Annotated in this window: 25 protein-coding genes; 17 read left to right on the forward strand and 8 right to left on the reverse strand. The window is 39.5% G+C overall.

The genetic code is table 11. The annotated features are described in order from the left end of the window. Positions 1–38: 38 nt before the first annotated feature. The 6 genes from DFR58_RS04145 (at position 39) to DFR58_RS04170 (ending at position 6,272) form a co-directional block, all read left to right on the forward strand. Positions 39–2,393, forward strand: a complete 2,355-nt coding sequence (locus tag DFR58_RS04145; RefSeq protein ID WP_170138026.1) for a helix-turn-helix transcriptional regulator — start codon at positions 39–41, stop codon at positions 2,391–2,393. A gap of 96 nt (positions 2,394–2,489) precedes the next feature. Further along, a complete protein-coding gene (locus DFR58_RS04150) occupies positions 2,490–2,777 on the forward strand; it encodes a Fic family protein (protein ID WP_242987386.1) in 288 nt (95 codons plus the stop codon). 89 nt (positions 2,778–2,866) lie between these two features. Continuing rightward, the gene (locus DFR58_RS04155; RefSeq protein ID WP_170138027.1) at positions 2,867–3,331 is read left to right on the forward strand and encodes a hydrogenase maturation protease; all 465 of its coding nucleotides are present in this window, start codon (positions 2,867–2,869) and stop codon (positions 3,329–3,331) included. 73 nt (positions 3,332–3,404) lie between these two features. After that, positions 3,405–3,899 carry a cytochrome b5 domain-containing protein gene (locus DFR58_RS04160; RefSeq protein ID WP_114296540.1) on the forward strand — a complete coding sequence of 165 codons (495 nt, stop codon included), beginning with the start codon at positions 3,405–3,407 and terminating at the stop codon, positions 3,897–3,899. A gap of 55 nt (positions 3,900–3,954) precedes the next feature. Then, a complete protein-coding gene (locus tag DFR58_RS04165) occupies positions 3,955–4,863 on the forward strand; it encodes a hydrogenase small subunit (protein ID WP_242987387.1) in 909 nt (302 codons plus the stop codon). Next, entirely contained in the window at positions 4,860–6,272 is a 1,413-nt protein-coding gene (locus DFR58_RS04170) for a nickel-dependent hydrogenase large subunit (protein ID WP_114296542.1), read from the forward strand. The genes DFR58_RS04165 and DFR58_RS04170 overlap by 4 nt, the downstream gene beginning before the upstream one ends. Before the next feature lie 336 nt (positions 6,273–6,608). Here the strand turns inward: DFR58_RS04170 and DFR58_RS04175 are convergent, their stop codons facing one another. The 3 genes from DFR58_RS04175 to DFR58_RS04185 are packed head-to-tail and all read right to left on the reverse strand — an operon-like array spanning position 6,609 to position 9,249. Then, on the reverse strand, positions 6,609–7,169 hold the full coding sequence (locus tag DFR58_RS04175) for a DUF2680 domain-containing protein (RefSeq protein ID WP_242987388.1): 561 nt from the start codon (positions 7,167–7,169) through the stop codon (positions 6,609–6,611). Beyond that, on the reverse strand, positions 7,166–8,560 hold the full coding sequence (locus tag DFR58_RS04180) for a sensor histidine kinase (protein ID WP_114296544.1): 1,395 nt from the start codon (positions 8,558–8,560) through the stop codon (positions 7,166–7,168). Before DFR58_RS04180 ends, DFR58_RS04175 begins: the two co-directional genes overlap by 4 nt. Next, entirely contained in the window at positions 8,557–9,249 is a 693-nt protein-coding gene (locus DFR58_RS04185) for a response regulator transcription factor (protein WP_114296545.1), read from the reverse strand. Before DFR58_RS04185 ends, DFR58_RS04180 begins: the two co-directional genes overlap by 4 nt. A gap of 768 nt (positions 9,250–10,017) precedes the next feature. Between DFR58_RS04185 and DFR58_RS04190 the strand changes: the two genes are divergently transcribed. Next, entirely contained in the window at positions 10,018–10,596 is a 579-nt protein-coding gene (locus tag DFR58_RS04190; RefSeq protein ID WP_207659116.1) for a TetR/AcrR family transcriptional regulator, read from the forward strand. Positions 10,597–10,623: 27 nt separating this feature from the next. Then, on the forward strand, positions 10,624–11,769 hold the full coding sequence (locus DFR58_RS04195) for an alpha/beta fold hydrolase (protein WP_170138028.1): 1,146 nt from the start codon (positions 10,624–10,626) through the stop codon (positions 11,767–11,769). A gap of 83 nt (positions 11,770–11,852) precedes the next feature. On the opposite strand, the gene DFR58_RS04200 is transcribed toward DFR58_RS04195, so the two are convergent. The 4 genes from DFR58_RS04200 to DFR58_RS04215 form a co-directional block, all read right to left on the reverse strand. Further along, positions 11,853–11,993 (reverse strand): hypothetical protein, encoded by a 141-nt coding sequence (locus DFR58_RS04200; RefSeq protein WP_479722723.1) that lies wholly within the window; start codon positions 11,991–11,993, stop codon positions 11,853–11,855. Positions 11,994–12,248: 255 nt separating this feature from the next. Continuing rightward, positions 12,249–13,013 carry an ABC transporter permease gene (locus DFR58_RS04205; protein WP_114296547.1) on the reverse strand — a complete coding sequence of 255 codons (765 nt, stop codon included), beginning with the start codon at positions 13,011–13,013 and terminating at the stop codon, positions 12,249–12,251. 12 nt (positions 13,014–13,025) lie between these two features. After that, entirely contained in the window at positions 13,026–13,751 is a 726-nt protein-coding gene (locus DFR58_RS04210) for an ABC transporter permease (RefSeq protein WP_114296548.1), read from the reverse strand. Further along, positions 13,748–14,512 carry an ABC transporter ATP-binding protein gene (locus DFR58_RS04215; RefSeq protein ID WP_114296549.1) on the reverse strand — a complete coding sequence of 255 codons (765 nt, stop codon included), beginning with the start codon at positions 14,510–14,512 and terminating at the stop codon, positions 13,748–13,750. The genes DFR58_RS04210 and DFR58_RS04215 overlap by 4 nt, the downstream gene beginning before the upstream one ends. A 146-nt stretch (positions 14,513–14,658) precedes the next feature. On the opposite strand from DFR58_RS04215, the gene DFR58_RS04220 reads away from it, so the two are divergent. Continuing rightward, a complete protein-coding gene (locus DFR58_RS04220) occupies positions 14,659–15,360 on the forward strand; it encodes a response regulator transcription factor (protein WP_114296550.1) in 702 nt (233 codons plus the stop codon). A gap of 4 nt (positions 15,361–15,364) precedes the next feature. Next, entirely contained in the window at positions 15,365–16,723 is a 1,359-nt protein-coding gene (locus DFR58_RS04225; RefSeq protein WP_114296551.1) for a sensor histidine kinase, read from the forward strand. A 235-nt stretch (positions 16,724–16,958) separates the two neighbouring features. Here DFR58_RS04225 and DFR58_RS04230 read toward each other — a convergent pair whose 3' ends face one another. Beyond that, complete coding sequence (locus DFR58_RS04230; RefSeq protein ID WP_114296552.1) at positions 16,959–17,147, reverse strand: hypothetical protein; 189 nt, start codon at positions 17,145–17,147, stop codon at positions 16,959–16,961. Between the two features lie 148 nt (positions 17,148–17,295). Between DFR58_RS04230 and DFR58_RS04235 the strand changes: the two genes are divergently transcribed. The 7 genes from DFR58_RS04235 (at position 17,296) to DFR58_RS04265 (ending at position 24,031) form a co-directional block, all read left to right on the forward strand. Further along, a complete protein-coding gene (locus tag DFR58_RS04235) occupies positions 17,296–18,360 on the forward strand; it encodes a PDDEXK nuclease domain-containing protein (protein ID WP_341457383.1) in 1,065 nt (354 codons plus the stop codon). A gap of 181 nt (positions 18,361–18,541) precedes the next feature. After that, positions 18,542–19,060: a dihydrofolate reductase family protein gene (locus DFR58_RS04240; protein ID WP_114296554.1), complete on the forward strand. Its 519-nt coding sequence runs from the start codon at positions 18,542–18,544 to the stop codon at positions 19,058–19,060. A gap of 508 nt (positions 19,061–19,568) precedes the next feature. Beyond that, complete coding sequence (locus tag DFR58_RS04245) at positions 19,569–20,783, forward strand: alpha/beta hydrolase (RefSeq protein WP_242987389.1); 1,215 nt, start codon at positions 19,569–19,571, stop codon at positions 20,781–20,783. 480 nt (positions 20,784–21,263) lie between these two features. Then, positions 21,264–21,407, forward strand: a complete 144-nt coding sequence (locus DFR58_RS22120; protein WP_207659117.1) for a hypothetical protein — start codon at positions 21,264–21,266, stop codon at positions 21,405–21,407. 55 nt (positions 21,408–21,462) lie between these two features. Further along, positions 21,463–21,618: a hypothetical protein gene (locus DFR58_RS22125; RefSeq protein WP_207659118.1), complete on the forward strand. Its 156-nt coding sequence runs from the start codon at positions 21,463–21,465 to the stop codon at positions 21,616–21,618. Positions 21,619–22,020: 402 nt separating this feature from the next. Then, positions 22,021–23,025, forward strand: a complete 1,005-nt coding sequence (locus DFR58_RS04260; RefSeq protein WP_114296555.1) for a helix-turn-helix transcriptional regulator — start codon at positions 22,021–22,023, stop codon at positions 23,023–23,025. 181 nt (positions 23,026–23,206) lie between these two features. Next, on the forward strand, positions 23,207–24,031 hold the full coding sequence (locus DFR58_RS04265; RefSeq protein ID WP_114296556.1) for a BRO family protein: 825 nt from the start codon (positions 23,207–23,209) through the stop codon (positions 24,029–24,031). Positions 24,032–24,047 lie beyond the last annotated feature (16 nt).

Below are 24,047 nucleotides of genomic sequence, written 5' to 3' on the forward strand. Positions count from 1 at the left end.
TGCGGCAGGTTACCGGCTTAAGGGAAGAGGGAGGAGTTATGCAGATAAAGAGACAGATTCAAAATAGGAAAAAAGTTTTTAAAACCTGGATAGCTACCAATTTGTTAATTTTTATAATCCCTATTATAGTAGGCGAATTTGTATATTACAATTCAATAAACATAATAAAGCATGAGGTAGAAAGTGTTCATCTGGCCTCCTTGCAGCAATTTAAAATATTGGTTGACGGCAAGATGGGGGAATTAAAAAAAATCGGCAATGCTTTGGCAATTGACCCCAAAATTAAAACTCTTTCAAATTCCCGGGAACTGTATACGCCGCAAAACCTGTATACCATGGGCAATATCCAAAAGGATCTAAAAAAATATATTGTGTCAAACAGCTTTGTTGAAAATATATATTTGTATTTCAGCCACGGCGGATGTCTTTTAACTGACAATGGCATATATACCGGCAGCGAAATAAAACTCTTTATAGAAGATGCCTTTATGACAGGATTGGAGGAATGGCAAAAGCAGATTCAGCAAGTGAACCCGGGAAATATAAGGATTTCTAAAAAAGACAGCGGTACGGGTGCCAGAAATTCCGTAGTATTATTTCAATCCCTTACACCCAATATATATTCAAAATCGCCCGGGGTTACAATGATGATAGCTATAAATGCTGAAAAGCTCAGCGATGTAATGAGCAGCCTGGATACCGAATCAAAAGCCAATATATCCATTCTCAACAATTTAAATGAAGATTTAAAGCTTTATGGCGGGGACGATTTCCCGTTTGTAAATTATAAGGATTTAAAAGCTTATAACAGTGTTTTTAACATAAGCAATAAAAATCAGGATATAACGGTAACCCACGTAGGGTCGGAGATTATCAACCTAGAATATATCCTTTCCATGCCCTCATCGGTTTTTGCCTATAAAATCAGATACATTAAAACAGTAGTATACTTTTATATTGGAGTATGCGTTGTTTTGGGTGCTATAGTTATTTATCTGGTCGCAAAAAAGAATTATGATCCTCTGAGGAGGTTAACCCAGATTTCATCAAAGAATGCTTCTTTATTTAAGCAGTCCGGCATGAATGAGTACAAAGTGATAGAAAACGCAATTAACTCTCTCATTACCGACAAGGAAAACGCAGAAACAAGGATCAGGAATCAGGATATTCCGTTGCGCAAAAACTTTCTTATGAGAATGCTCAAGGGCAGCATCAGGGATAAAACCCGTATGGAAAACCTGCAAAAAATATATAAAATAGATTTTGAAAGCAATAATTTTATTGTTATTACTTTTGAAATAGAAAATCCTGAAAGTATATTGCTCAATAACAGCGAAAATCCGGATGAAGAAAATACTGAGCTGGTTTATTTTATTATTCAAAATATCACTGAGGAGCTGATAGGTGATAAGTATATAAGATATTTTACTGAGATAGATGGCATGAGTGTTTGCCTAATCAATTATAAACATGGGATGGACGATGCGGATGTTGATTCGGGCTACAATGCTGTTGCAGAAGCGGCTCAGAATTCAATTAAACTTATACAGGAGCATTTTGACATTCAACTTTCGGCTGCAGTCAGTGATATTAAGAAGGATTTTGACGGAATTCCCGCCGCATATTCGGAGACTCTTGAAATTTTAGAATATAAAAGACTTATGGAAAAATCAAATATAGTGATCAAATATGGATCAATAGAGCAGAGCAAAGCGGATGAGACAGAGAATATAAACACAATGAAAAATGAAATTTGTTTTATGAATTATTTATTGGACAATGATTTTAAGAATGCCAGTCTTATGCTTGACAGTATTATGGAATTATATTTGCCGTCTCATACAGCTAACTTTCAAGTCGTAAAATGCCGCATGTTCGGTTTGATTAATATAATGCTCAATGCAATCGGAGAATTTAAATCCAAGGCTGACATGGATTATTTTAATAAGCTTGATCCCATGACGCGAATGATTAATTCTAAATCAGGAACTGAATTAAAGAAGCAGATAAAACTGATTTTCAAGAGTATTGTAGAGTACAGCGACAATAACCAATCCAAAGAGGCACAAAGTAAGATTACTGAAATAATTGATTATATTAATCATCATTATTCCGATCAGAACTTAAATGTATCGGCTATAGCAGTGAAATATGAAATGAATGTTTCCTACTTGAGCAGAATATTTAAAAAACGTACTGGGATAAGTATTTTAGACTATATCCATAAACAGCGTATTGAAAATGCAAAGCTGATGCTTTCCACCGGGCTGAGTATAGCTGAGATTTCTGAAAAAGCCGGGTATACCAGCAGTCTGGCTCTGATACGAACATTTAAAAAATATGAAGGGATTACACCGGGTAAATACAGAGAGAATATGAAGTTACAACAGTAGCTCTGCTGTCCAATAAAGTCAGTCACAAAAAATGCGGAGTGTGAGATTATATACGAGTACATTAATATACCCAGTAATACGAAAGGAGGAATGCACTTGGACCAATATAACCAGATTATTGGCTTTTGGCAAGCTTACAAAATTACGTCGGTCGCCGATTTGGACAAATACCTCATGATACGAAATCATCCTCCCCTCATCGTATATGAGGAGGATAAGCGGATGTACTTTGAGTGCCTGCAAAAGTATGACGAGGCTGAGGAGTTAAGTCCACTGTATCAGTTTTTCAAGTATGAAACGGAAAAGACATGGGAAAGAGCGCTGGCTTTTGCCGATGGCATGAAGTTGGAACGCAAGGGCCTGTCGGATTTTATTCAGGGATGAAATGCTAATGGATAAAAAATGGTGCTTCAGCATATATATATTTAGTGGCGCAATTATTCAGGATTAATTCGATGGGTTGTGTTAATGGAATGATAAAAGCTATTGGTATTGGGAACAGGCTTATGATGGATGATGGTATTGCCATAGAGATTCTAGAGAATTTAAAAAACAATCTGGAATCAATGGGAATTCAAGTCATTATTGGAGAAACCGATTTTCAGTCTTGCTTTCATCAGCTAAAGGAAGATGATTTTGTAATTATTCTGGATGCTGCATACTCAGGGAAAGCAGCTGGAAGCATTCATTTATATAATTTGGAGGAAGTGATTACTACATATGGAGAAACCGGCTTTCAGCATGACATGAGCATTTTTGATTTAATGCGGCTATACTCGAACCCATTGAGGGGCTGTTTAATTGGTATTGAAGCAGCGGAAGCCGGATTTGGATGTGAGCTAAGCGAAGCACTGAAGGGTGTATTCAATGAAATTTGTCTTGAGGTTGAGAGAATTATTTGTGAAAAGGTCAGATGGTTCTCAGGGTATGTTAAGTAAATAATTATATAAATCACCTAAAAGACTCCTTCGGAATATACTAAATATATTAGATTTATTGCCGGAGGAAAGCATGAGAGTACAAGATTTTTCAGGCAAAAACCTTGACCGTATTATGGCGGAAATTAATTATGATATAAGCTTATTATATGTAGTTCCATGTATATATACAAGGAATCTGATACTGAACCATTTAATAGACAGAATATCTATGGTTGAATCTGTTGCTGTAGCTATGAGCCAGACTGTGCAGCCGCAAATTCTGCCACTTCAACCGGGGGTTACCCCTATAGCAGATCCGCCTGCCTTGATGCAGCCAATGGCTCCGGGAACCCAAGCAACCTTTACACTGCAAGAGCTATCCAGATTTGATGGAAAGGGTGGCAACCCCGCATATGTAGCGGTAAATGGTATTGTTTATGATGTTACAAACAATGCCACTTGGGCGGCTGCAACACACTTTGGCCTGACGGCAGGCAAAAACCTCACCAACGAATTTGCTTCCTGTCATGCAGGGCAGCCTATACTGAGTAAATTAAGAGCAGTTGGAAAGTTGGAAACAATGTAAGTGGACACACTCACTGAACAGGTGAGAGGTTCAAATAAAGGAGGGAATGGCCCCTTTGAATACGAGCAATGGAAGTATTACCTGCCCTGAATATAAAGCAAGGCTCAACACAGCCGCAAGTCTTGTGGAGACTGTGAAGACACAAATCAGACAGGATGTTTTGAGGAAAAGGAATCTTGTGTGGCTTGAATTGACTGGGTGTTCAGGAAATATCATATCACTTCTCGATGGATCGAATCCTGATTTCAAGTACTTGATTTCGCAGATGACTCATTTTATCTATAATAACAGTCTTTTAGCCAGCGAAGGGCAGAATGCGATGGAGCAGCTGTTTAGTATTCCGGGAAGTGACTATATCCTTGCTGTGGAAGGCGCTGTTGCGACTAAAAACAACGGCCTTTACAACATTATCGGACGCCTGAATGGTAAATGGATAACTGCGCTTGAGGCAGTTAAAACACTTGGCGAGAAGGCAGCCCATGTTATTGCTATAGGTGCTTGTGCAACCCATGGAGGGGTTTCTGCAGCTAGACCGAATCCTGCTAAGTGTGTCAGTGTGCAGAGTGTATTAAATCGAAAGGTCATAAAGCTGCCAGGTTGCCCTTGCCATCCGGACTGGTTTATGGGTACAATCGCCCATATCCTGCTTTATGGACAACCCGAGCTTGACAGCAGGGATAGGCCTCTTTTATTTTACAGCACATTAATTCATGACAGATGTCCCCGCAGGTCATATTTTGATAAAGGAATATTTGCAGAAAAGCTTGGTGACAAAACCTGTATGTTCAAATTGGGCTGCCGCGGGCCGGTAACACGCATAGACTGCCCAATCAGACAGTGGAATCAATATGTTAACTGGCCTATTGAGGATGACACTCCTTGCATTGGCTGTGCACAATTTGGATTCCCTGACGCAATGGAACCTTTTATCAGCTACAACATAACAAGAGGAGTGAAAAAGTGAGCAAGAAGATTATTATTAATCCTGTTACCCGGATAAGTGGATTCATGGAAATTCAAGCGGATATTGAAAACAACCGGGTGGTGGATGCTAGAACAGAAGGGCTGTTGTTTCGTGGATTTGAAAAAATGCTACATGGTAGAAACCCCTTTGATGCGGTATATTTCACCCAGCGCATTTGTGGGATTTGTTCAACTGCCCATTCCATGGCTTCCACCCTTGCTCTGGAGGATGCTATAGGAGTTATCCCAGCTGAACAGGGAAGATACTTAAGAGACATACTCCATGGGTGTGAATTCCTTCAAAACCATATCCGTCATTTTTACCAATATACTCTCCCTGATTTTGTTAAGCTTCCTGAGGATTATCCTCTGTTTAAGGCAGAACATAGTGATTTCAGACTGCCAAAAGAAAAGAATGACAGACTGGTCAAGGATTACTTTGATTCTCTTGACTTAAGTCGTAGTGCACACGAAATGCTTGCCGTACTTGGCGGCAAGGTTCCACATAACCATGGAGTATTTATTGGAGGAATTACCACACAGGCAACTGCTGATAAAATCATCAAGATAAAATCGATATTACACTCCATATACCAATTTATTAATGATAGAATGCTCTCTGATGTATATACCATTGCAGAATATTACAGAGATTACTTTTATATTGGAAGGGGTTATGGGAACCTTTTAAGCTTTGGCTGTTTCAACGGCTATAAGAATCTGGGAACCTTATATGTGAATCCTCTTGTATATATAGGTGGTGAAACAAGTTTATTCAATCCGGATAACATCACTGAGCAGATAGACTATGCCTGGTATAAGGATAAACAAAGCTTCAGTAAGCCTCTTGAAGCTGACCCGGAAGCTGATATGAGCAAGCCTCATGCGTACTCATGGGTAAAGGCTCCAAGATACAATGGGTTGCCTTTTGAGAGCGGGCCTCTGGCAAGGCAATGGCTCTCCGGCGAGTACAGAAATGGAATATCAACCATGGACAGAACCATTGCCAGGGTTCTGGAAGCCCGAAAGGTAGCATTAATAATGAATACACTGCTTGAAAATCTTATTCCCGGCGTATCAGTACAAAAGGAGTATACCATTCCTGAGACCGCTGTCGGAAAAGGCTTGATTGATACAACAAGAGGAGCTCTGGGGCACTGGCTCAAAATCAACAATCAGGTTATTTCGTTTTACCAGATCATCACACCATCTGCCTGGAATCTTTCAACCCGAAGCAGTAACGGTTTGAAGGGAACTGCTGAGCAGGCACTTATCGGTACACCTGTGAGAGATATCAATAATCCTGTAGAATTAGGCAGAACGGTCCGGTCTTTTGACCCTTGTGTATCTTGTGCAACCCATATTTACACTGGGGGAAAGCACATAAATACCATACAGGTTATTCCTTAGCATGACATTGGACGGCAGGCTGTATGAAAACTATTTTGAGTGAAATTTCAAGCTATAATTCTTGCAAAAATGTAGCGGAGGAATCTTGGGGACGGATTCGTCCGCTTCCGCAGCGTAGCGAAGGACCGAAGGGAAAGCGGAGGAACCGTACCCCATGATGCCGCAGCGGTGACGGTCTGCAATTTTTCTTGCAGGTTCAGCGTTTTCACACAGCCTGACGGAGTTATTGACACTACATCTTGCATATATATAGCTATACATGCAAGATGTAATTTTTATCTTAAGTATACCAAGAAGCAAAAGCGACCCCGTCCCCTTGTCACTTACTTACAGTCCTTATTTTCTGCCAAAGCCCATACCTTTGCCCATGTTGCCTCGACCCATACCCATGCCGCCAGCTTGCTTGCCAGCACCACAGCCGGCTCCGTTTCCAAAGCCTGCGCCATATTTCTTGCCGATGCCAGAAGAACCGGACCCATCACAGGAAGCCATGTTTTCCTTAATTGCACCATAAATTTCATCAGCCTTTTCCCTTGTCAGTTTTCCTTCAGAGACTCTTTGGTCAAGGATTGCCTTTTTCTGCTCCAGCATTTGTGATTTGAAATCATCCAGCTTCCCGCTTTCCTTGGCAATAGCGCCATAGGTTTTGACTGATGCTCTTTCTGTGTTAAGGCTCTCGACAGACTTTCCCGTTAGCCCCGATACGATATCTGCCGGTGTTTTAATTTCTGCAGCAAAAACTGCTCCCGCAGTTGTAAGTACTGCTACTGCTGCAGCTACTGCTGCATAACGCTTAAGATTTTTCATTGAAATCACTCTCCTTTGATTTGATGATTTCATTATAATGGTTAAATGTGATGAAAATATGATAGAAGATTGAAAGCTTTTAAAAATCAAGCAACAGGAAGATTAAACCAGAATACCGTTCCTTTCCCCACGGTACTTTCCACCCCATATTTACATTGATGGGCTTCCAGAATATTTTTCACAATGGCAAGCCCAAGGCCTGTTCCCAGATGTTTGCTTTTGCTTGATTTATCTGCTTTATAATATCTCTCCCAGATGTGCTTCATATCTTCTTGTGAAATACCTTTGCCGGTATCCGAAACCTCTATTCTTGCTTTTTCATCATTTCTTTCCATGTTTATTACTATGGATGCGCCAGATTGGCTATGGTTGAAGGCATTGTTAAGAAGGTTGTGCAGCACTTGCTGTACCCTTGCTTCGTCACCTTTAACAATTACGGAGCCGTGACTGTTTACCAGTAATCTTATACCTGTTTGGCTGCTTATGAGATCATACCGTTCGGCTATATCTTTTATAGTATTATTCAAGTCAAAATCAGCTAAATTCAGAGCTTTCGTGGCAGACTGCATTTGTGAAAGGTCAAGGATGTCATCTACAATTGCTCCAAGCCTTTGGGATTCTTCGATTATTATTTCCAGTTGCTTTGCCCTTTTTTCCTCATTGCCGCCGGTCACATCCCGGATGGTTTCAGCATAGCCTCTTATAAGGCTTAGTGGAGTCCGAAGCTCATGGGACACATTGGCCACAAAATCCCTCCTGAGCTGTTCAATTTTTGAAAGCTCCTCACCAAGGTGATTTATAGCCAGAGAAAGCCTTCCGATTTCATCTCTGGATTTTATTTTTAGCCGGACTGCCAGATTTCCAGAAGCCATTTCGCCTGTAGCTCTGGTAATGCTGAGGATGGGTTTAATAAAGGTTCTTGCCAGAATAAAGGATAGGAGCAATGCAACAAAAAACAGAATAGTGCTAATATATATCAATTGTTTTTTTAATATTGCGGCAGTATCCTTCACAGGTGCAAGAGGCATGTTGATAAGCAAGGCGCCGGTAATTTTTTCGCCGGTATTTACCGGAATACCGATCAGCATATAGGTGCTGTTGAATCTTGGGTGTGTCAGAGGCACAGAAATGATTTTCCCTGAAATCACTTCATTGAAGTGATCGGCTCTAAAATAGTTTTGGATCATCATTGGCATTTGCCGTGCCGCTCCGTTGCTGTAAACATTATTTCCTTGTGTATCAACCAGGTTTATACTGCAGTTGTAATCATAAATAAAGCTGTCAAGTCTGCTCTCAAGCTCATCTCTGCTAATATCGTCCAACTCCTTTAATACTGCAATTCCTCTATTTTTTACCTCATCAACCCGCTGATTGGTATAGAAGCTTTCCAAAAAGACGATCTGAAAAAGCCATAGGAGTATGAGGACAACAATGACCAGCAGCATCATTCCAGACCATAGCTTAACAGCAATACTTTTCATTTTGTACCTCCTTCAAACTTGTATCCAGTCCCCCACACGGTAATGATAAATTTGCGGTAATGTTCGAGACTCTCCCGGAGCATTTTGATATGAGTGTCCACCGTTCTATGATCGCCATAAAAATCATATCCCCATACTTCATTTAAAAGCTGATCGCGGGAAAACACCTTGTTGGGATTTCGGGTAAAAAAGCTCAGAAGTTCATACTCCTTAGGTGTAAGGCTTAGGAGCTTGCCATCTACAGTTACATTTCTAGAACTATAATTTATGCTCAATCCTTCAAACCGGACATTGTTTTTCTGACTGCTTGAAGAATCAGAACTGGCGCTCCGGCGTATAATGGCTTTCATTCTTGCCAGCAGCTCTTTAGGACTGAAGGGCTTGACCAGGTAATCGTCAACACCGAGTTCAAATCCGAAAAGCTTGTCATACTCCTCTCCTCTTGCAGACAGCATGATGATGGGAACCTGAGAGGTCTTTCGGATTTCCCTGCAGACTGTCCAGCCATCCAGTTTAGGCATCATAATATCCAGTATGACAATAAAGTACTTATATTTTTTAAACAAATCCAGTGCCTCTGTTCCATCAGCTGCTTCGTCAATTATATACCCCTGGGGAGAGAGGTATTCCCGCAGCATGTCACGGATTCTATCTTCATCGTCTACAATCAGAATTCTTTCACCGTCCATAAAATCACCTTCCAAATCTTCTATATATTTAGCAATAAAGATTTTACATGGGGGATATAACTTGATGCAAGAAATTTTTTTGACCCGTAAGGAATACATCTTCCGAAAAGCGCCTGATGACATACCCGTGAGACATTTCCCCGCAAGGCGTCTTTTCGTTGCTATTAAAAATTTCTGTAAGCAATTATATTCTCCATGTTTGTAAAATCTTTATTGCATCCTATATAATATAAAAATTTTAACATAAAAGCAGTAATACAAACTCCTTAAAATAAAATTTCATGCTTTTATCACAAATATGGGCTTGCTTATTTCAGACCAGTTTGTTGTATAGGGTGTTTCAAGCAGAAAAGCGGTTGGTATAATAATTATATAGACACTTTCATGTCCGTTCCTCAACACGCCCAACGCACCGCATTGCTATGAAATTACAAGTGTCAAACGCAGGATTATACCATGTGCCGCAAGTCCTTTCAAGCAATGTCGGAAATCATAAAATGAAAGGTGGCATTCACGATTCGTAGGGAACACCCCCCTGTGGTGTTCCGCCACTGTGGTAATACTGTTTTATTTTTAAATGTCCCCATCTTTTGGAGGTGGGGACGCACCTGTTTATTTAAGCGTTTTCAATCCATTAATTCATAACCAATGTCTACATTTTTCTTGAAAGTATAGTTTTTAATAAGGGTTTCTATTTGCCTGTTGACAAAACAATGTTCTGTTGGTACAATAGCTACAGAACATTGTTTTGTGAGTAAGGAGGGTGTTATGATCCGAATTGTAAAAGCGCCGGATGTAAGGCGGCAGGAACTTATAGAAATTGCTTTGAAACAATTTTTAGAAAACGGCTATGAAAAAACGTCCGTCCGCTCTATTTTGAAAGAAGCGGATGGGGAAATTGGCATGTTCTATCACTACTTCAAATCCAAGAACGAGATATACGAAGCAGCTTTAGAGGATTACAACGAGAAATACATTGCCAAATTCACCGAAATTGTCAACTCCGCTGGTTTGAGTTTTAAGGAGAAGCTGAATAAAATATTTACCCTCCTGCCAGGTTCTATTTCCGAATATAGCCTGATGCATACCGAAAAAGTAAATCCTCAAATTATGGTGGTATTGCATTCCAGAACATTGCTGAAAATGGTTCCTTTGTTTGAACAAATAATCCTTGATGGATTAGAAAAGAATACCATAAATGTGCCTGTACCAAATATTCGTTTGCTAAGTCAATTTACTCTTTTTGGTATGAGCGCTATTATACATGATACTGAAGTAAATTCTATAGAAGAAAAATTAATCCATATAAAAGCGCTTCTTTCTAAAATGCTGGATACAGAGATGTAAATGAATCAATGTATAGGAGGTATCATAATGAATTTTCCAATAGGCTTTCATGATTTTCATCAGGACGTAGCTTTTAATTTCCAACTGAATAGATTTTATTCATTCGGTTGCCTGAACTATGACACGATTGCTGAAATAGGCAAGGAGTTAACAGATTTTGGAAGTTGGTCTAAGTCTTTTCTCAGCCGGGTTGAGTCATTTCATAATAATGGGGATTTGGCCGCCTCAGCCACATGCTTGCGCGCGGCCTTGTTTTTCATGCTGGATGATAACGCCGACGCCAACAAACAAATGCAAAAGTCGCAGCTCTATGAACGATGTATGAATGAATATCAAGCCGCTTATAAAGATGCCGGGCTGACATATGTCTATGTCCCGTTTGAAGCCGGGTATTTTTCCGTAATATATAAGTGCCATACCGATGGAAGCAAAGGTGATATTGTCATACATGGAGGATATGATTCCTTTATTCAGGAATTCATCCCGCTTATGCAATATATATACTCCAATGGATATAATGTTTACATGTTTGAGGGATTTGGCCAAGGTGAGGTTTTAAACAGATGCGAAATGAAAATGAAACCTGAATGGGAAATCTGCACGAAAGTAATTTTGGATTATTTCCAGCTAAATGAAGTAACTTTAATCGGCATTTCTTTAGGAGGATATCTGGCGGCGCGTGCGGCAGCTTATGAGGATCGCATTAAGAGGGTTGTGTTATACGATTTAATTTATGATTTTTACGGAGCGGTTTTAGTTAGAGCGCCGGATGAGCTTAAGAAATTGATAAACAATTTAATGGAAGCCCCAGATAGCCCAAAGTGGGAGAGTATAGAGGCCTTAATGAAAGCGAATCCATTTTCACTTTGGCTGTTTCAACAAGGCCAACATGTTTTTGGTAATATCACAAACCTTCATGATTATTATAAATGCATTATGGATTACAATACCATAGCGCTCTCATCATTGATTCAGCAAGATGTACTGATTCTCGCGGGGGCGGAGGACATATATACCGTTTATTTTGAAAAACAAATCAAGGCTCTAACAAACGCCAAATCGGTAAGCGGCCGAATCTTCACTAAAGAAGAAAGCGCGTCGCATCACTGTCAAGTCGGTAATGTGCAATTGGCTTTGGACTATATTCTTGGCTGGGTAGATTCAAAACTTTAAGCATTTTAAGTAAAAGTTTTCCAGATTTCTACTTCTAAAAGAACATATAAATTTCTAAAAATTAGGTACTTAAAAGGGGCCCATTAAATGGAGGCTTCTTTTCCATGCTCCACCTCATCAATAATGCTTTCTAAATAGATGTCCAATTCGTCTGGTGTAACTCCGGCACGGCCGGCCAAACGATCTTCCTCAACAGCCGGTAGCTCTTCCCGTAGCTTCAGCATTTTCTCGCGACTTTTGTATTCTCATCGCAAATTTCAAATAGTTGTTATAAGCGTTTCCGTGCTTCGGCGGCTCGTCTGAAACGGTGTAAGTGGGATGCAAGGATGATCTGGATAGCTTTTGCTGCCAGCTGTCTTGCTATATCATTGTCCAGATGCAGGGCAATACATAGGAGCGGAACGCCACGGGGGGAGGAACGCCACCGGGGGGCGTTCCCTACGAGTCGATTTGTTGGGGAATGTCCCCATCTTTTATATTTACCTCATTTCTTTCTTTCCAAATTGGGTGACGGCCAGCACAAGAACCAGTACAAAGATCAGTATCGCGCAAGGTAGGAACGGTATCAGCGAAAATGCAGTATCGGAGGATGCTGCTGTGAAATCATGCAGCGAACAGGACACCAAATAGCCGCTGTAACAATACGGATAAGCAATCCAGAGCGGGGTGTTAGCCACCAAGATGCCGGGAATGACAAGGAGCAGGTTTAAACCCACAGAAAGCAAGGGCTTTTCAAATAGAACCGTAATCGCCCACATGGTTGCCAAACAAGGCAGCATGGTAAGGAACAGCCCCGCGCACCATTTCAGAAGATAAAGCACTGGAAGCGTTTCGGTAATACCCATTGAGCTTGTTGCAATCAACCCGGCAATCACGAAAACTACAAGGAAAACTACCATTTCCATGAAAAGATAAAACATAAGTACACAAAACTTTGCCAGTGAGAGCGTATAACGACTGATTGGCAGAGCCAGCATTTTTAACATCCCATTGTTTTGTGTTTCCCGTCCTGAAATCATCACGCAGACTACAATCATAGAAAATGGTAGCAGATAGTAGGCGTAGACCAAAGCACTCTGAATGAACATAGCAGGCCAGGCATTGGTATATTCAGGCGTAAAATAGCTGCTCAAATTGGCGATCCCCGACGCCACCACCAACAATGGGGCAACGAAAATCAGGGGAATAATTTTAGAGCGTTTCACTTTAATAAACTCAATATTGAGCAATTCTAAAAAGTTCATCAGTTTACCTCCTTACTCATAGCGCAGGTTTTTTGCCATCCATAATCCTGCGCCAAGGAAAAGGACTGTTTCGATTATAGATACAATAGTAACTGTAATATCAGGCTGTGCGCTCATAGCTACTGCGGGCTTTAGCATTACAACAAAGGGATGAATAAGCAGCAGCCCCATATCTGATGTTGCCAAAGCCATGCCGCTTAAAAATCCGGCTACCCCTACTCCGAGGGGAACCCACATATTTTCAAAGCGCGAGGAAACCAATAACATAAAGGACAGTACCGGCATGGAAGTAATAAACGAATACCCGGCGAAGGTTATCAGCGTCCCTAATTCAAACGCCCCTTGTGGCAAGTCTGTCATTCCAATTTGCGTCAGTGCCAGATTTTGCAGGGCGACAGCCACCAAAAACATCACGGTTATAATCAAAAATTTACAAAAGTACATAGCCGGGACGCTTATAGGAAGCATATACATTTTTTTGACTGCATTGCCCTTAAATTCCATGTTGTAGACCATACAGGCGGCTACTATAATGGCAAACATATTTAGTATCATAATCATGCCGTAAAGTTGGGTCAGCAGCACATCCATTGGAGCTAACGGCAGGTTCAAAAGCGTGTCTTTTCGCACAAGGAAGTTGACAAAAGCGTATGCACCACCCAAAATACCAACCGCCAGCAATACGGGAATAACTCCAGTCCGTTTCTCTTTTCGAAGCTCGATTGCAAGTGTCCTCATAGCTTTGCTCTCTGCTTTCTTGCTGCATTGTCCTTTTCCACCATTGAAAGGAACACATCCTCCAGATTGTCCGCAGCAAACCCAGAATGTAATGCGTTTTGACGTAAATCATCCAAGCTGCCCTCAAACAATAAATGTCCGTGATTGAGAATACCAATGTCGTCCGCAATCAATTCAATTTCAGAGAGCATATGCGATGAAATTAAAATGGTGCAATCGTAAATGTCAAGCAGGGATTTCACCAAATTACGAATTTCATGGATACCGGACGGATCAAGCCCATTGGTCGGTTCATCCAGAATAAGGATAGGCGGATGCCCCAACAACGCCCCGGCAAGACCTAAACGCTGTTTCATACCCAACGAATACTTCTTTGCCAGACGGTCACCAAACTCGGTAAGACCAACTAATTCCAAAGCATCCTCTACAGAGCTTTTCGATAACCTCAAAATCCGGCGGATAATGTCAAGGTTTTCCCGGCCTGTCAGGTTAGCATAAAACGAGGGCGATTCAATGAAAGAACCAATCTCTTTCAGGATTACCAGTCGATCATCTGGAAAGTGCTTCCCATCAATGGTAAAGCTACCCTTTGTAGGGGCGGTCAGCCCCAACAGCATTTTCATAGTAGTGGATTTTCCTGATCCATTTGGGCCAATGAAACCGTAAATACTACCTTTGCGAATGTGAAGTGAAACATTGTTGACGGAAGTGAAATTTTTGTATTTTTTAGTCAACTGTTCTGTTGTGATAACATAGTTCATATGAAACATCTCCTTTCGTTGATTTCATGTTATAACACCATCCTGACTTTTACATTCTCGTGTCCTTACTTTTACCTTGCTTTTTCGCAATACTGCACCCCAAATGAACGCCCTATGTTATAATGTTTACATTTGGAGGTAATGCTATGGATCATTCGTTTTTGCACACAAAAAAAATAATGCTTGTAGACGACGAGCCGGATTTACTCAAATTAGTTTTAAATATCTTAACGGACGACGGTTTTGAAAATATCGTCATCGCTGCTTCTGTTAAAGAAGGCATTGCAGTCGGCAGAAATGAAAAGCCTGATTTAGCAATTTTGGATGTCATGTTGCCGGATGGGGATGGTTTTTTGCTTATGGAACAAATGCGCTCGTTTACTGATATTCCAATTATTTTCCTTACAGCCAAAGACGAAGCTGCGGATAAGTTGGCAGGCTTAGGTCTCGGCGCAGATGATTATATTGCAAAACCATTTATGCCGAAGGAATTATTATTGCGCGTTTATGCAGTCTTGCGCCGTTGCTATAAAGAGGATGCCCCACTGTTGAAGTTAGACAGTTGTACGATTGATTTCAGTCGCGCAGAGGTAAGCAGGGGCGGTGAAGTCATTTCTTTAACAGCAAAAGAACATACTCTGCTTGAAACACTCGCCCGAAATGAGGGAAAAATCGTCACTGTGGACGCGCTATGCGAAGCTCTTTGGGGGGATAATCCTTTTGGGTATGAAAACAGTCTAAATGCCCATGTACGGCGCATAAGGGAAAAGATAGAAACAGATCCGTCAAAACCTGTTTCCCTTATTACTATCAAGGGATTAGGCTACAAATTGAATACAAGGAAGTGACGCTATGAAATCATTTGGAAAGTATATATCTAAACACCTGATATCTTTTGCAGGCTTTATTCTTGTGTTGCTGCTTATCAATGTTATTGCCTTTGGATGGACTTTTCATAGCGTTATTAAAAAGGACTATGGGGCTATATCACCTAATAATATGTTGGAAGAAGTTGCCGCAGCGTCTACATTGGATGGACTATCAGATAAAGCCCGCAATAAATTGGAAAGCAATCATATTTGGGCTATTTTCCTCAATGCAGCAGGAGAAACCATGTGGTCTGTTAATGCCCCGGAAAACATTCCGGTGGAGTATACTGTTTCGGATGTCGCTATATTTTCAAGGGGCTATCTTGAAGATTATCCTGTTTTTGTTTGGAATACCAATAGTGGGCTGCTGGTATTGGGCTATCCGAAAGACAGCTATACCAAACTTACAAGCAATTATTTTTCCATTCAAGCGATTAGAACCCTGCCGCTTTATTTTTCAGGAATGTTAGCGGTTGATCTGCTTCTGCTGTTTTTCTCTTATCATTTGTCGAAGCAGAAAATCATCAAGAGTACAGAGCCGATTATTTCATCCATTGAAACACTCTCCAATGGTAAACCAGTATCTCTTTCTATCAGCGGCGAATTATCGGAAGTGGCTGACAGTGTAAATAAAGCGTCTAAAATTTTAAGTAGGCAGAACGAAGCCCGCGCTAATTGGATTAGTGGAGTATCCCATGACATACGCACCCCACTCTCTATGATTATGGGGTATGCCGGACGCATTGCGAATGATGAAACCGTAAGCGACACCGTAAGGGAACAGGCTGAAATTGTACGAAAGCAAAGCGTTAAGATGAAAGAGCTGGTACAGGATTTGAATTTAGTATCGCAACTGGACTATGAAATGCAGCCGTTACACAAGGAGGCTGTTCGGTTATCAAAGCTACTGCGTTCCTATGTGGCAGAATTATTCAATACGGGTGTTTCCGATATTTATTCTATTGATATTAAAATCACTCCGGTTGCTGAAACAGCCGCAATAGACTGTGATTCCCGTTTAATCTCACGGGCTGTAAGCAATTTGGTACAGAATAGTATGAGACACAATCCGCAAGGCTGTAATGTCAAGCTGTCCCTTGATTGCAACGATGCTTCCCTTATCCTTATTATCGCTGATAATGGTATTGGATTATCGGCTGAAAAGCTGCAAGAGTTAGAGAAAAAACCTCATTACATGAACAGCACTGATGAAAGGCTGGATTTGAGACATGGTTTAGGGCTGCTGCTTGTCCGGAAGATTGTGGAAGCCCATGAGGGAACAATGCAGATAAAGAGTGTTGCTAATCATGGATTTACAACAACCCTAACCTTTCAAAAATGAGCAGCTTGTTATGGCAAAACCAAGAAAAAGTGCGTGAAAAAATGAATGATATTATGTGCGGAAATATAGACAAATTGTAAGCATTAGGTTTATCGGAAAAAGCAAAACAAGAAAACCTTGAGGCATTAAGAGAGAAAAATCTTGGTGCCTCGTTTTTTATTGTTTGCTATTTGTCTTTGTAGAAATAACTGGGAGAGGTGGGGACGCTCCTGTTTATTGAAGAGTTTTCAATCCATTAATTCAAATAGGATAGGTTTAAGGCTGGCCGAAGGTCGGCTTCTTTTTTTGTTGTGTACGGAGCAGGCAGAGCCGGAAAACTGTGAAAAAAGCAGGAGCGTCCCCAAGGCGGTTTCCAAGCAAGAAGCTCTATCTCTTCTTTTTTCAGAGTTTTCTTTTTCTTTCTTGCGTTGAACTCACTTTTCATGATTCCACGCTTCCGGGGACGTTCATCATCTATTTCTGTTGATTTGTTGGGGAATGTCCCTATCAAAGGCGGTTATCTTTTGCTTGCATGATTATTTACAGTAATATACAATATGTAATAGGTTATGAGCTGCCGAGGAGCTGATTTAGTGAGCAAAGATTTGACAATAAATAATTCTGAGGACTTCGGTGAAATCCTCTCTATAATAGAAAAAGCGCGGGAGAACACTTTCCGTGCTGTCAATCGTGAACTTATTTCTATGTATTGGGAGATAGGGAAGTATATAAGCGAAAAGGTTAAGGCAAAGGGCTGGGGGAAGTCTGTTGTTAGCGATTTTGCAAACTTTGTTCAAAATCATTACGTTGGAATTCAAGGATTTTCAGCTTCAAATATCTGGCGTATGAGGCAATTTTATGAGATTTATTTTGAATCTGAAAAACTCGCACCACTGGTGCGAGAAATTAGCTGGACGAATAATCTTATTATTATGTCACGGGCAAAGTCTGCAGAAGCACGTGAATTTTATTTGATGCTTGCGGTGAAAAACCGTTATTCTAAAAGAGAACTCGAACGCCAAATCGACAGTATGCTATTTGAGCGTACTATGCTTTCCGACGAGAAGAACAAAGTATTCATTGCAAAAAGTCAAGGCTTGGAAGCGCTTCGTGACAGTTATGTTCTCGAATTTCTTGACATTCCACATAAGCACAAGGAAAAGGTGTTACGAAAATCCATCGTCACTCACCTGAAAGATTTTATTCTTGAATTCGGCAGGGATTTCTCTTTCGTTGGAGAAGAATATCGGGTTCAGGTAGGTAATAAGGATTTCTTTATCGATTTGCTTTTTTATAATCGTGAGCTGGCGTGTCTTGTGGCGATTGAGCTTAAAGTTGGCGAATTTAGGCCAGAGCATTTAGGACAATTGGAATTTTATCTTGAAGCTCTTGATAGTGACATTAAAAAGCCAAATGAGAATCCGAGCGTAGGATTGATCCTATGCACCGATAAAGATGATGCGGTAGTTGAGTATGCATTGCGGCGCAGTCTATCACCTGCGTTAGTGGCTCAGTATCAGCTTCATTTGCCGAATAAGGAGCTGCTGCAAAGCAAACTGCGCGAATTGACTGAAATCGCTGAATCAGAAGGCAATGACGAGGAATGTCCCTATTTTCTTGCAATATATTGTATTGATGTTGTATTAATGTTAAAATAATACATAATATATTGGTTTACCGCAATTTTTAGTCAGTGGATATGTTTCCCTGTATGGTACATACAGAAGTATGCTGTTTAATAGTAAAGGCTTAAATTTTCAATGGCGGATAATTCCTACCGGAATTGTTAATTTACCGTTTAGTATGATTAAATCGATACGTATTTAGAAAGGATTTAAAATGAGTGTGTTTTTTTATGGCTGTATAACGCTGGATGGCTATCTTGCTGATAAGAACCATAATTTGGACTGGCTTTATCAAACTGGAGCAGTAGAAGAAACTGATTATGATAGTTTCTATAAAAGTATGGATATTACTATCATGGGTAGAAGGACATTTAATGAAATTAAAAATATGGAGAATATAGATAGTGTATACCCGACCACAAAAAACTATGTTTTTACACATGATGGAAGCTTATCCGCAAAGGGGTTTATTCCAATTAATTGCGATATTATAGAATTTGTTAAACAGTTAGAAAAGGATAAAAACATCTGGATTGTTGGAGGAAACACAATAATAGCTCCATTATTAGATAATGATATGATAGATAATATGATAATTCAGATCGCTCCTGTGTTACTAGGGATAGGAATACCGTTGTTTTCACAGAAGGAAGCATTAAAGCGATTTCACCTTAAAGAAGTAAAGAAATACGGACAGTTTGCTGAATTATTTTATACTCAATTTTCAAAGTAGTTTTAGATTTAGCTCCAATAATTTGCAGTATTAAGGTATTGTTAAAATTCAAGCATATAAACGCGTTTTTCGACAAAGCCGAATGCTGTTTACAGGGACTCCGCCAAGGGGGTACCAGAGGGGTATGACATCTTTTTGCACACTCAAGGCATGTTGAGACGGTTGTCTTGATGTCACGCAAAGATAAATAAAGAGGCTCAAAAGGACTTGCATTCAAAGGTTTCCAGACTTTCGGTAAGAAATACCGATTTAATGGAAACCTTGCTTTTTATCCTCCGAGTATAGCTTTGTACATAAAATTTAAGTCAGGGTTGAGACTACAGAACTACTTTTTGCCTTGCGAGACAAGGGAACTACTGTTTTTAGGATAGGTTGAGACTAGAGAACTGTTGAAAATAAATTAAGGAGGTAGCCCTGTTGTGGAACTACCGCCTCTTAATTAGTAACGAGCTAAAAAGTTGTAAATTGCTTTCGACAATGATAAAATGGTATAAATAGGAGGGGAATAATGGAATGTTTTGATATTAATAAAAAAAGAAGTTCTTATATATTATTAAAAGCCATAACTGTTTTGTTCTTGGTATTATTTTTTTTGTGTTTTATCATGATGATAACAACTTTTACAGTTGAATATGTATCTGATACTAATACCTTGAGAGCCTTTTTAAAAGGTTTGATTTATATTCCTATTCTAATAGCATCTATATCGGTTTATATTATACTTCGTCGAAAAATAAAACAATATTTTACTGGGATAAGAACAGGAAAACAATTTGTTTTACGCATTATTGTAAAAGTAATTATAATAGGAACTGGAATCTTTCTTACAATTCTTATCTTGCTTCCATATTTTGCACTGCCGATGTTTTTGAACCGGCATGTTAATTACCTCGGCTATGTAACCAATGATTTTCCACTTCAGGATATTTACCAGGCAAAGGACTTTAACCTGAAGGAAAATCAAATGTATTTTAGAACCGAAGATGGTTTGAAAATATGGGCTTCAGAAATAACAACCACTCATCCGAAAGCAGTAATTATATATTTGAGCGGTATTGTACAGCCATCGGTTACTTATTTTTACGGTCATGCGAAATTTATGCAGGATAATGGATATGCATCCATATTACTTGATGTTCGAGGACATGGAAAGAGCGATGGTAACAGGATATGTCTTGGATATGATGAAGTAAAGGATGTAAAGGCAGTTGTGGATTATATTAACAGTCAAGAAAAGTATAAGGATGTACCGATTGTCGTACAGGGAGCATCAATGGGCGGCGCAATTGCAGTTAATTCCTTCGGGCAGCTAAAAGACATTGATGCACTGATCGCTATGTCGGCCTATTCAAGCTTTGAGGATGTTATACTGGACACGCTGGATGGATATGGGACACCTAATTTCATTCTATCCCTTGAAGAGCCCTTCATCGTATCCTGTTTAAAACTGGTATATGGCAGTGAAAAAGTAAAATATATTAAGCCGGTGGAACAAATTAAAAACGCCGATGGAAGATCGGTACTATTAATAGCAAGCACAGGAGATACTGAGGTACCTCCCATCAATATGGACAGGCTCAAAGAGGCTTATCCTGAAGCACAGTCCTGGCTACGCAATTCTCGGGTGCATTATATTATAAAGGACTGTGATTTTAAAAACGTAGAAGATGATGAGGAATACTGGACTAAAATTCTGGACTTTCTGGAAAAAGAGGTACATTGAAAAAATCTCTACGCACACTGTGTATTACCACATCATTGTTTACCTTCCATGCAAACACAGGGAAGATTGGGGACTGGATAATCCCACAGGTAAGAAAGATGAGGAATTTAATAAGTATTTTAACAATAGAAACAAAAACGCCAATTGCATATTTAGTAGTTGGCAGTATAATTATATTGTTGATATGTTCCCTCTAACACAGACATCGGTAATGAGTACTCGTGCCATGTGGAAGTAATAATCCTGTTGCAAAGGCTGAAACGCTGACGTATCAAAGGTTTGAGAGGCCGAATAGGAAAATTTGTTTTTGACGTGGAGGCTATCTTTCGCGTCTTTTGTTTTGTAAAATATAAATGTGCTTATGACCCTACCCCGTTTATGCTTATACAAATTAAAAAGATTGAGATGAAAAATGTTAGAATCATACCGCCTAAACCTAAGGAGAATAATTGAGTAGTATAAAAGTAAGAAAATATAATCATGATAATGAAAAACAAAAAGCTGCTGGAATATCAAGTTAAACAATTTGGCTTTTTCAATGAAGCTGACAGACAGAGTTTGGAGAAGGACTTCATGCTCCTTATCGTGGGCTCTCTCGACAGGATATATGGGCGAGTTGTTTAAATACTTAAAGTAGCCTGATGATCTGTTTAAAGCCGATGTTCCAACTCTGGTAATTGTGGGAGAAAAAGAACCAAAAGCAATGAAGGAGTCGGCAAAAGATATTGCCAAAGCGCTTCCAAATGCAAAGGGAATCCTGTTCAAAGGCTTAAGGCATGACATTCCGTGGAAATTAAGCGATGATTTTAACCGAACAATAAGAATGGATCAATGATAAATGCCTAACATCTGATAATATTCAACCTTTTTGCGGCACCAGAGATTCATCTAGTAGTGACCCTTGAAGTGGTAAAATAGATGCAGGTCACCTGGACCTCAGTATTATAATTATGAATGTAGACTGAATCAATGTAAAAAGTTATCCCTCCGCCAAGGGGCTACTAGCTTCAGACGGCATCTTTTTTGAGCGAACATGGGGCTAAAAAGCTAAAACTTTGAAGCAAACCTTGTATTCATGCGGGTTTTTGTAATTGCGGTTTAAAAACAGTTTTGAAAAGTGCTGTACCAGAAATGGTATGGCATTTTCGATTTTTCATAGAATATATCCGAAAAAGGCTTGTAAAAACTGGATTTCTATTTTATTCTTAAATAAAAGAATCCCCAAAGGAGAAATCTGATGGAAAATGAAAAAAAGCCAAGGCTTTTGCTGGTTCTTGAAATGCTCCAAAGGACAGATGTTGAGCATCCTCTTAACACAACGGAAATCATAAACAAATTAAAACAATGTGGTGTTGGGGCTGAACGAAAGGCAGTGCTGCGGGATTTGAAAGCTCTGCAAGCTGTTGGATATAAAATTATCAAGTGTGACAATCACAATCGTGGCTATTATATGGAAACGCACCTTTTTGAGAAGTATGAGTTGAAAATAATTGCGGACTTGGTAGCAGATGCAACATTTCTCACTGTTCAAGCAAGTACAGCAATCTTGCAGAAAATATGGTCATTGTGTTCGGTTTCCGCTGCGGCGCTACTGGAGGAAGGCAGTTTCATAAATGAGTCCAATAAGGTTGAAACAGAAAGTGAACTTGAGAAGATTAGGATACTACTCAGTGCAATTACCGAAAACAAAGTAGTATCCTTTCAAATGATAGTGCTTCGTCAATTTAATGGAGAAGCCTTTTATGGAAACGGACATAAAAAAGAAGTAAGGCCATACTACATATTTCTTGATGATGGTAAATATATCTTTCTGGGTCATGATGAAAAAAGCAATGAATTGGATTGCTTTGAGATAGCTCTCATCAATAAGTTAATGCTTTTGGACAAACCTGCTGTATCTCAGATTAATGTATGGCCGGGCAGAAAAGAGTACTATTTAAGGTGGTATATGGACAGAAGCCAAAATTTGTTTTCCCCCAGTTTTGAAACAGCAACATTACTTTGTGATAATATCATTCAACAAGAAGTTAAACGAAAATTTGGCAACGAATCACTATTCTTTGAACGGCCATTTAATAAATGTATGGTTATCGTTGATGTTACAGATCGAAATGACTTTTTTCAATGGTTGTTTTACATGGATTCAAAAGTAAAAATATTGCGTACAGAAGAACTGCAAATGCAGTTTGTGGAGTATGTCCGGCGAAGATATACCCATTACTTGGAACAGTATCGTTTATAAAATCAGTGACGTTGCGAAGTGTTAGACATTCTAAATTGAATAGAAATATTTATTATAACATTATGGAGGAAAATGGGAATTTTTATCGAATAATATATTATGTAAGCAAAGAAACAGCGATATCTTTGTATTTGATATAAATAGCTCAGACAGTGAAGTTTTAAAAGGTGGGGGATACGTAGTGGATAAGGAGAATGCGATTAAATTATTTGAAGATAAAAGAGTACGTGTTTTATGGGATGAAGAACAAGAAAAATGGTTTTTCTCTATTATTGATGTTATTGAAGTGTTGACTGGAACTGACCGCCCTCGAAAATATTGGAGCGACCTCAAATCTAAACTTAATTCAGAGGGAAGCCAGTTGTCCGATAAAATCGGACAACTGAAAATGAAGTCAACAGATGGGAAATTTTACAAAACCGATGTTGCTGACACAGAGCAACTTCTGCGTTTGATTCAGTCAATACCGTCACCCAAAGCAGAACCTTTTAAAATATGGCTTGCAAAGGTTGGAAGCGAAAGAATAGATGAAACTGCGGATCCTGAACTTGCTATAGAGCGTGCCCTTGAAACATATCTTAGAAAAGGATATTCAAAAGAATGGATTGACCAAAGGTTAAAAACAATAGAAGTCAGAAAAGAACTGACAGATGAGTGGGATAAACGAGGCGTTCAAAAAGGTATTGAATATGCAATATTAACGGACGAGATTTCTAAGTCTTGGGCAGGTTTAACTACTAAAGAATATAAGAATCTCAAAGGCTTAAAGAAAGAAAATTTGCGGGACAACATGACAAATCTTGAGTTGGTTTTGAATATGCTTGCAGAAGCTTCAACTACCGAAATTTCTAAACAAAAAGAGCCAGAAACCTTTGAAGAAAATAAGACAGTGGCTCAGCAAGGTGGTCAGGTTGCAAATGCAGCTAGAAAACAACTTGAAGAAACAACAGGAAAAAAAGTTGTAACAAGCAAGAATGCAAAGAGGATAAAGGGGATCAAAGAATAGTATAATCGTTGTATTT

Source organism: Anaerobacterium chartisolvens, assembly GCF_003337415.1.
GTDB lineage: Bacteria > Bacillota > Clostridia > Acetivibrionales > DSM-27016 > Anaerobacterium > Anaerobacterium chartisolvens.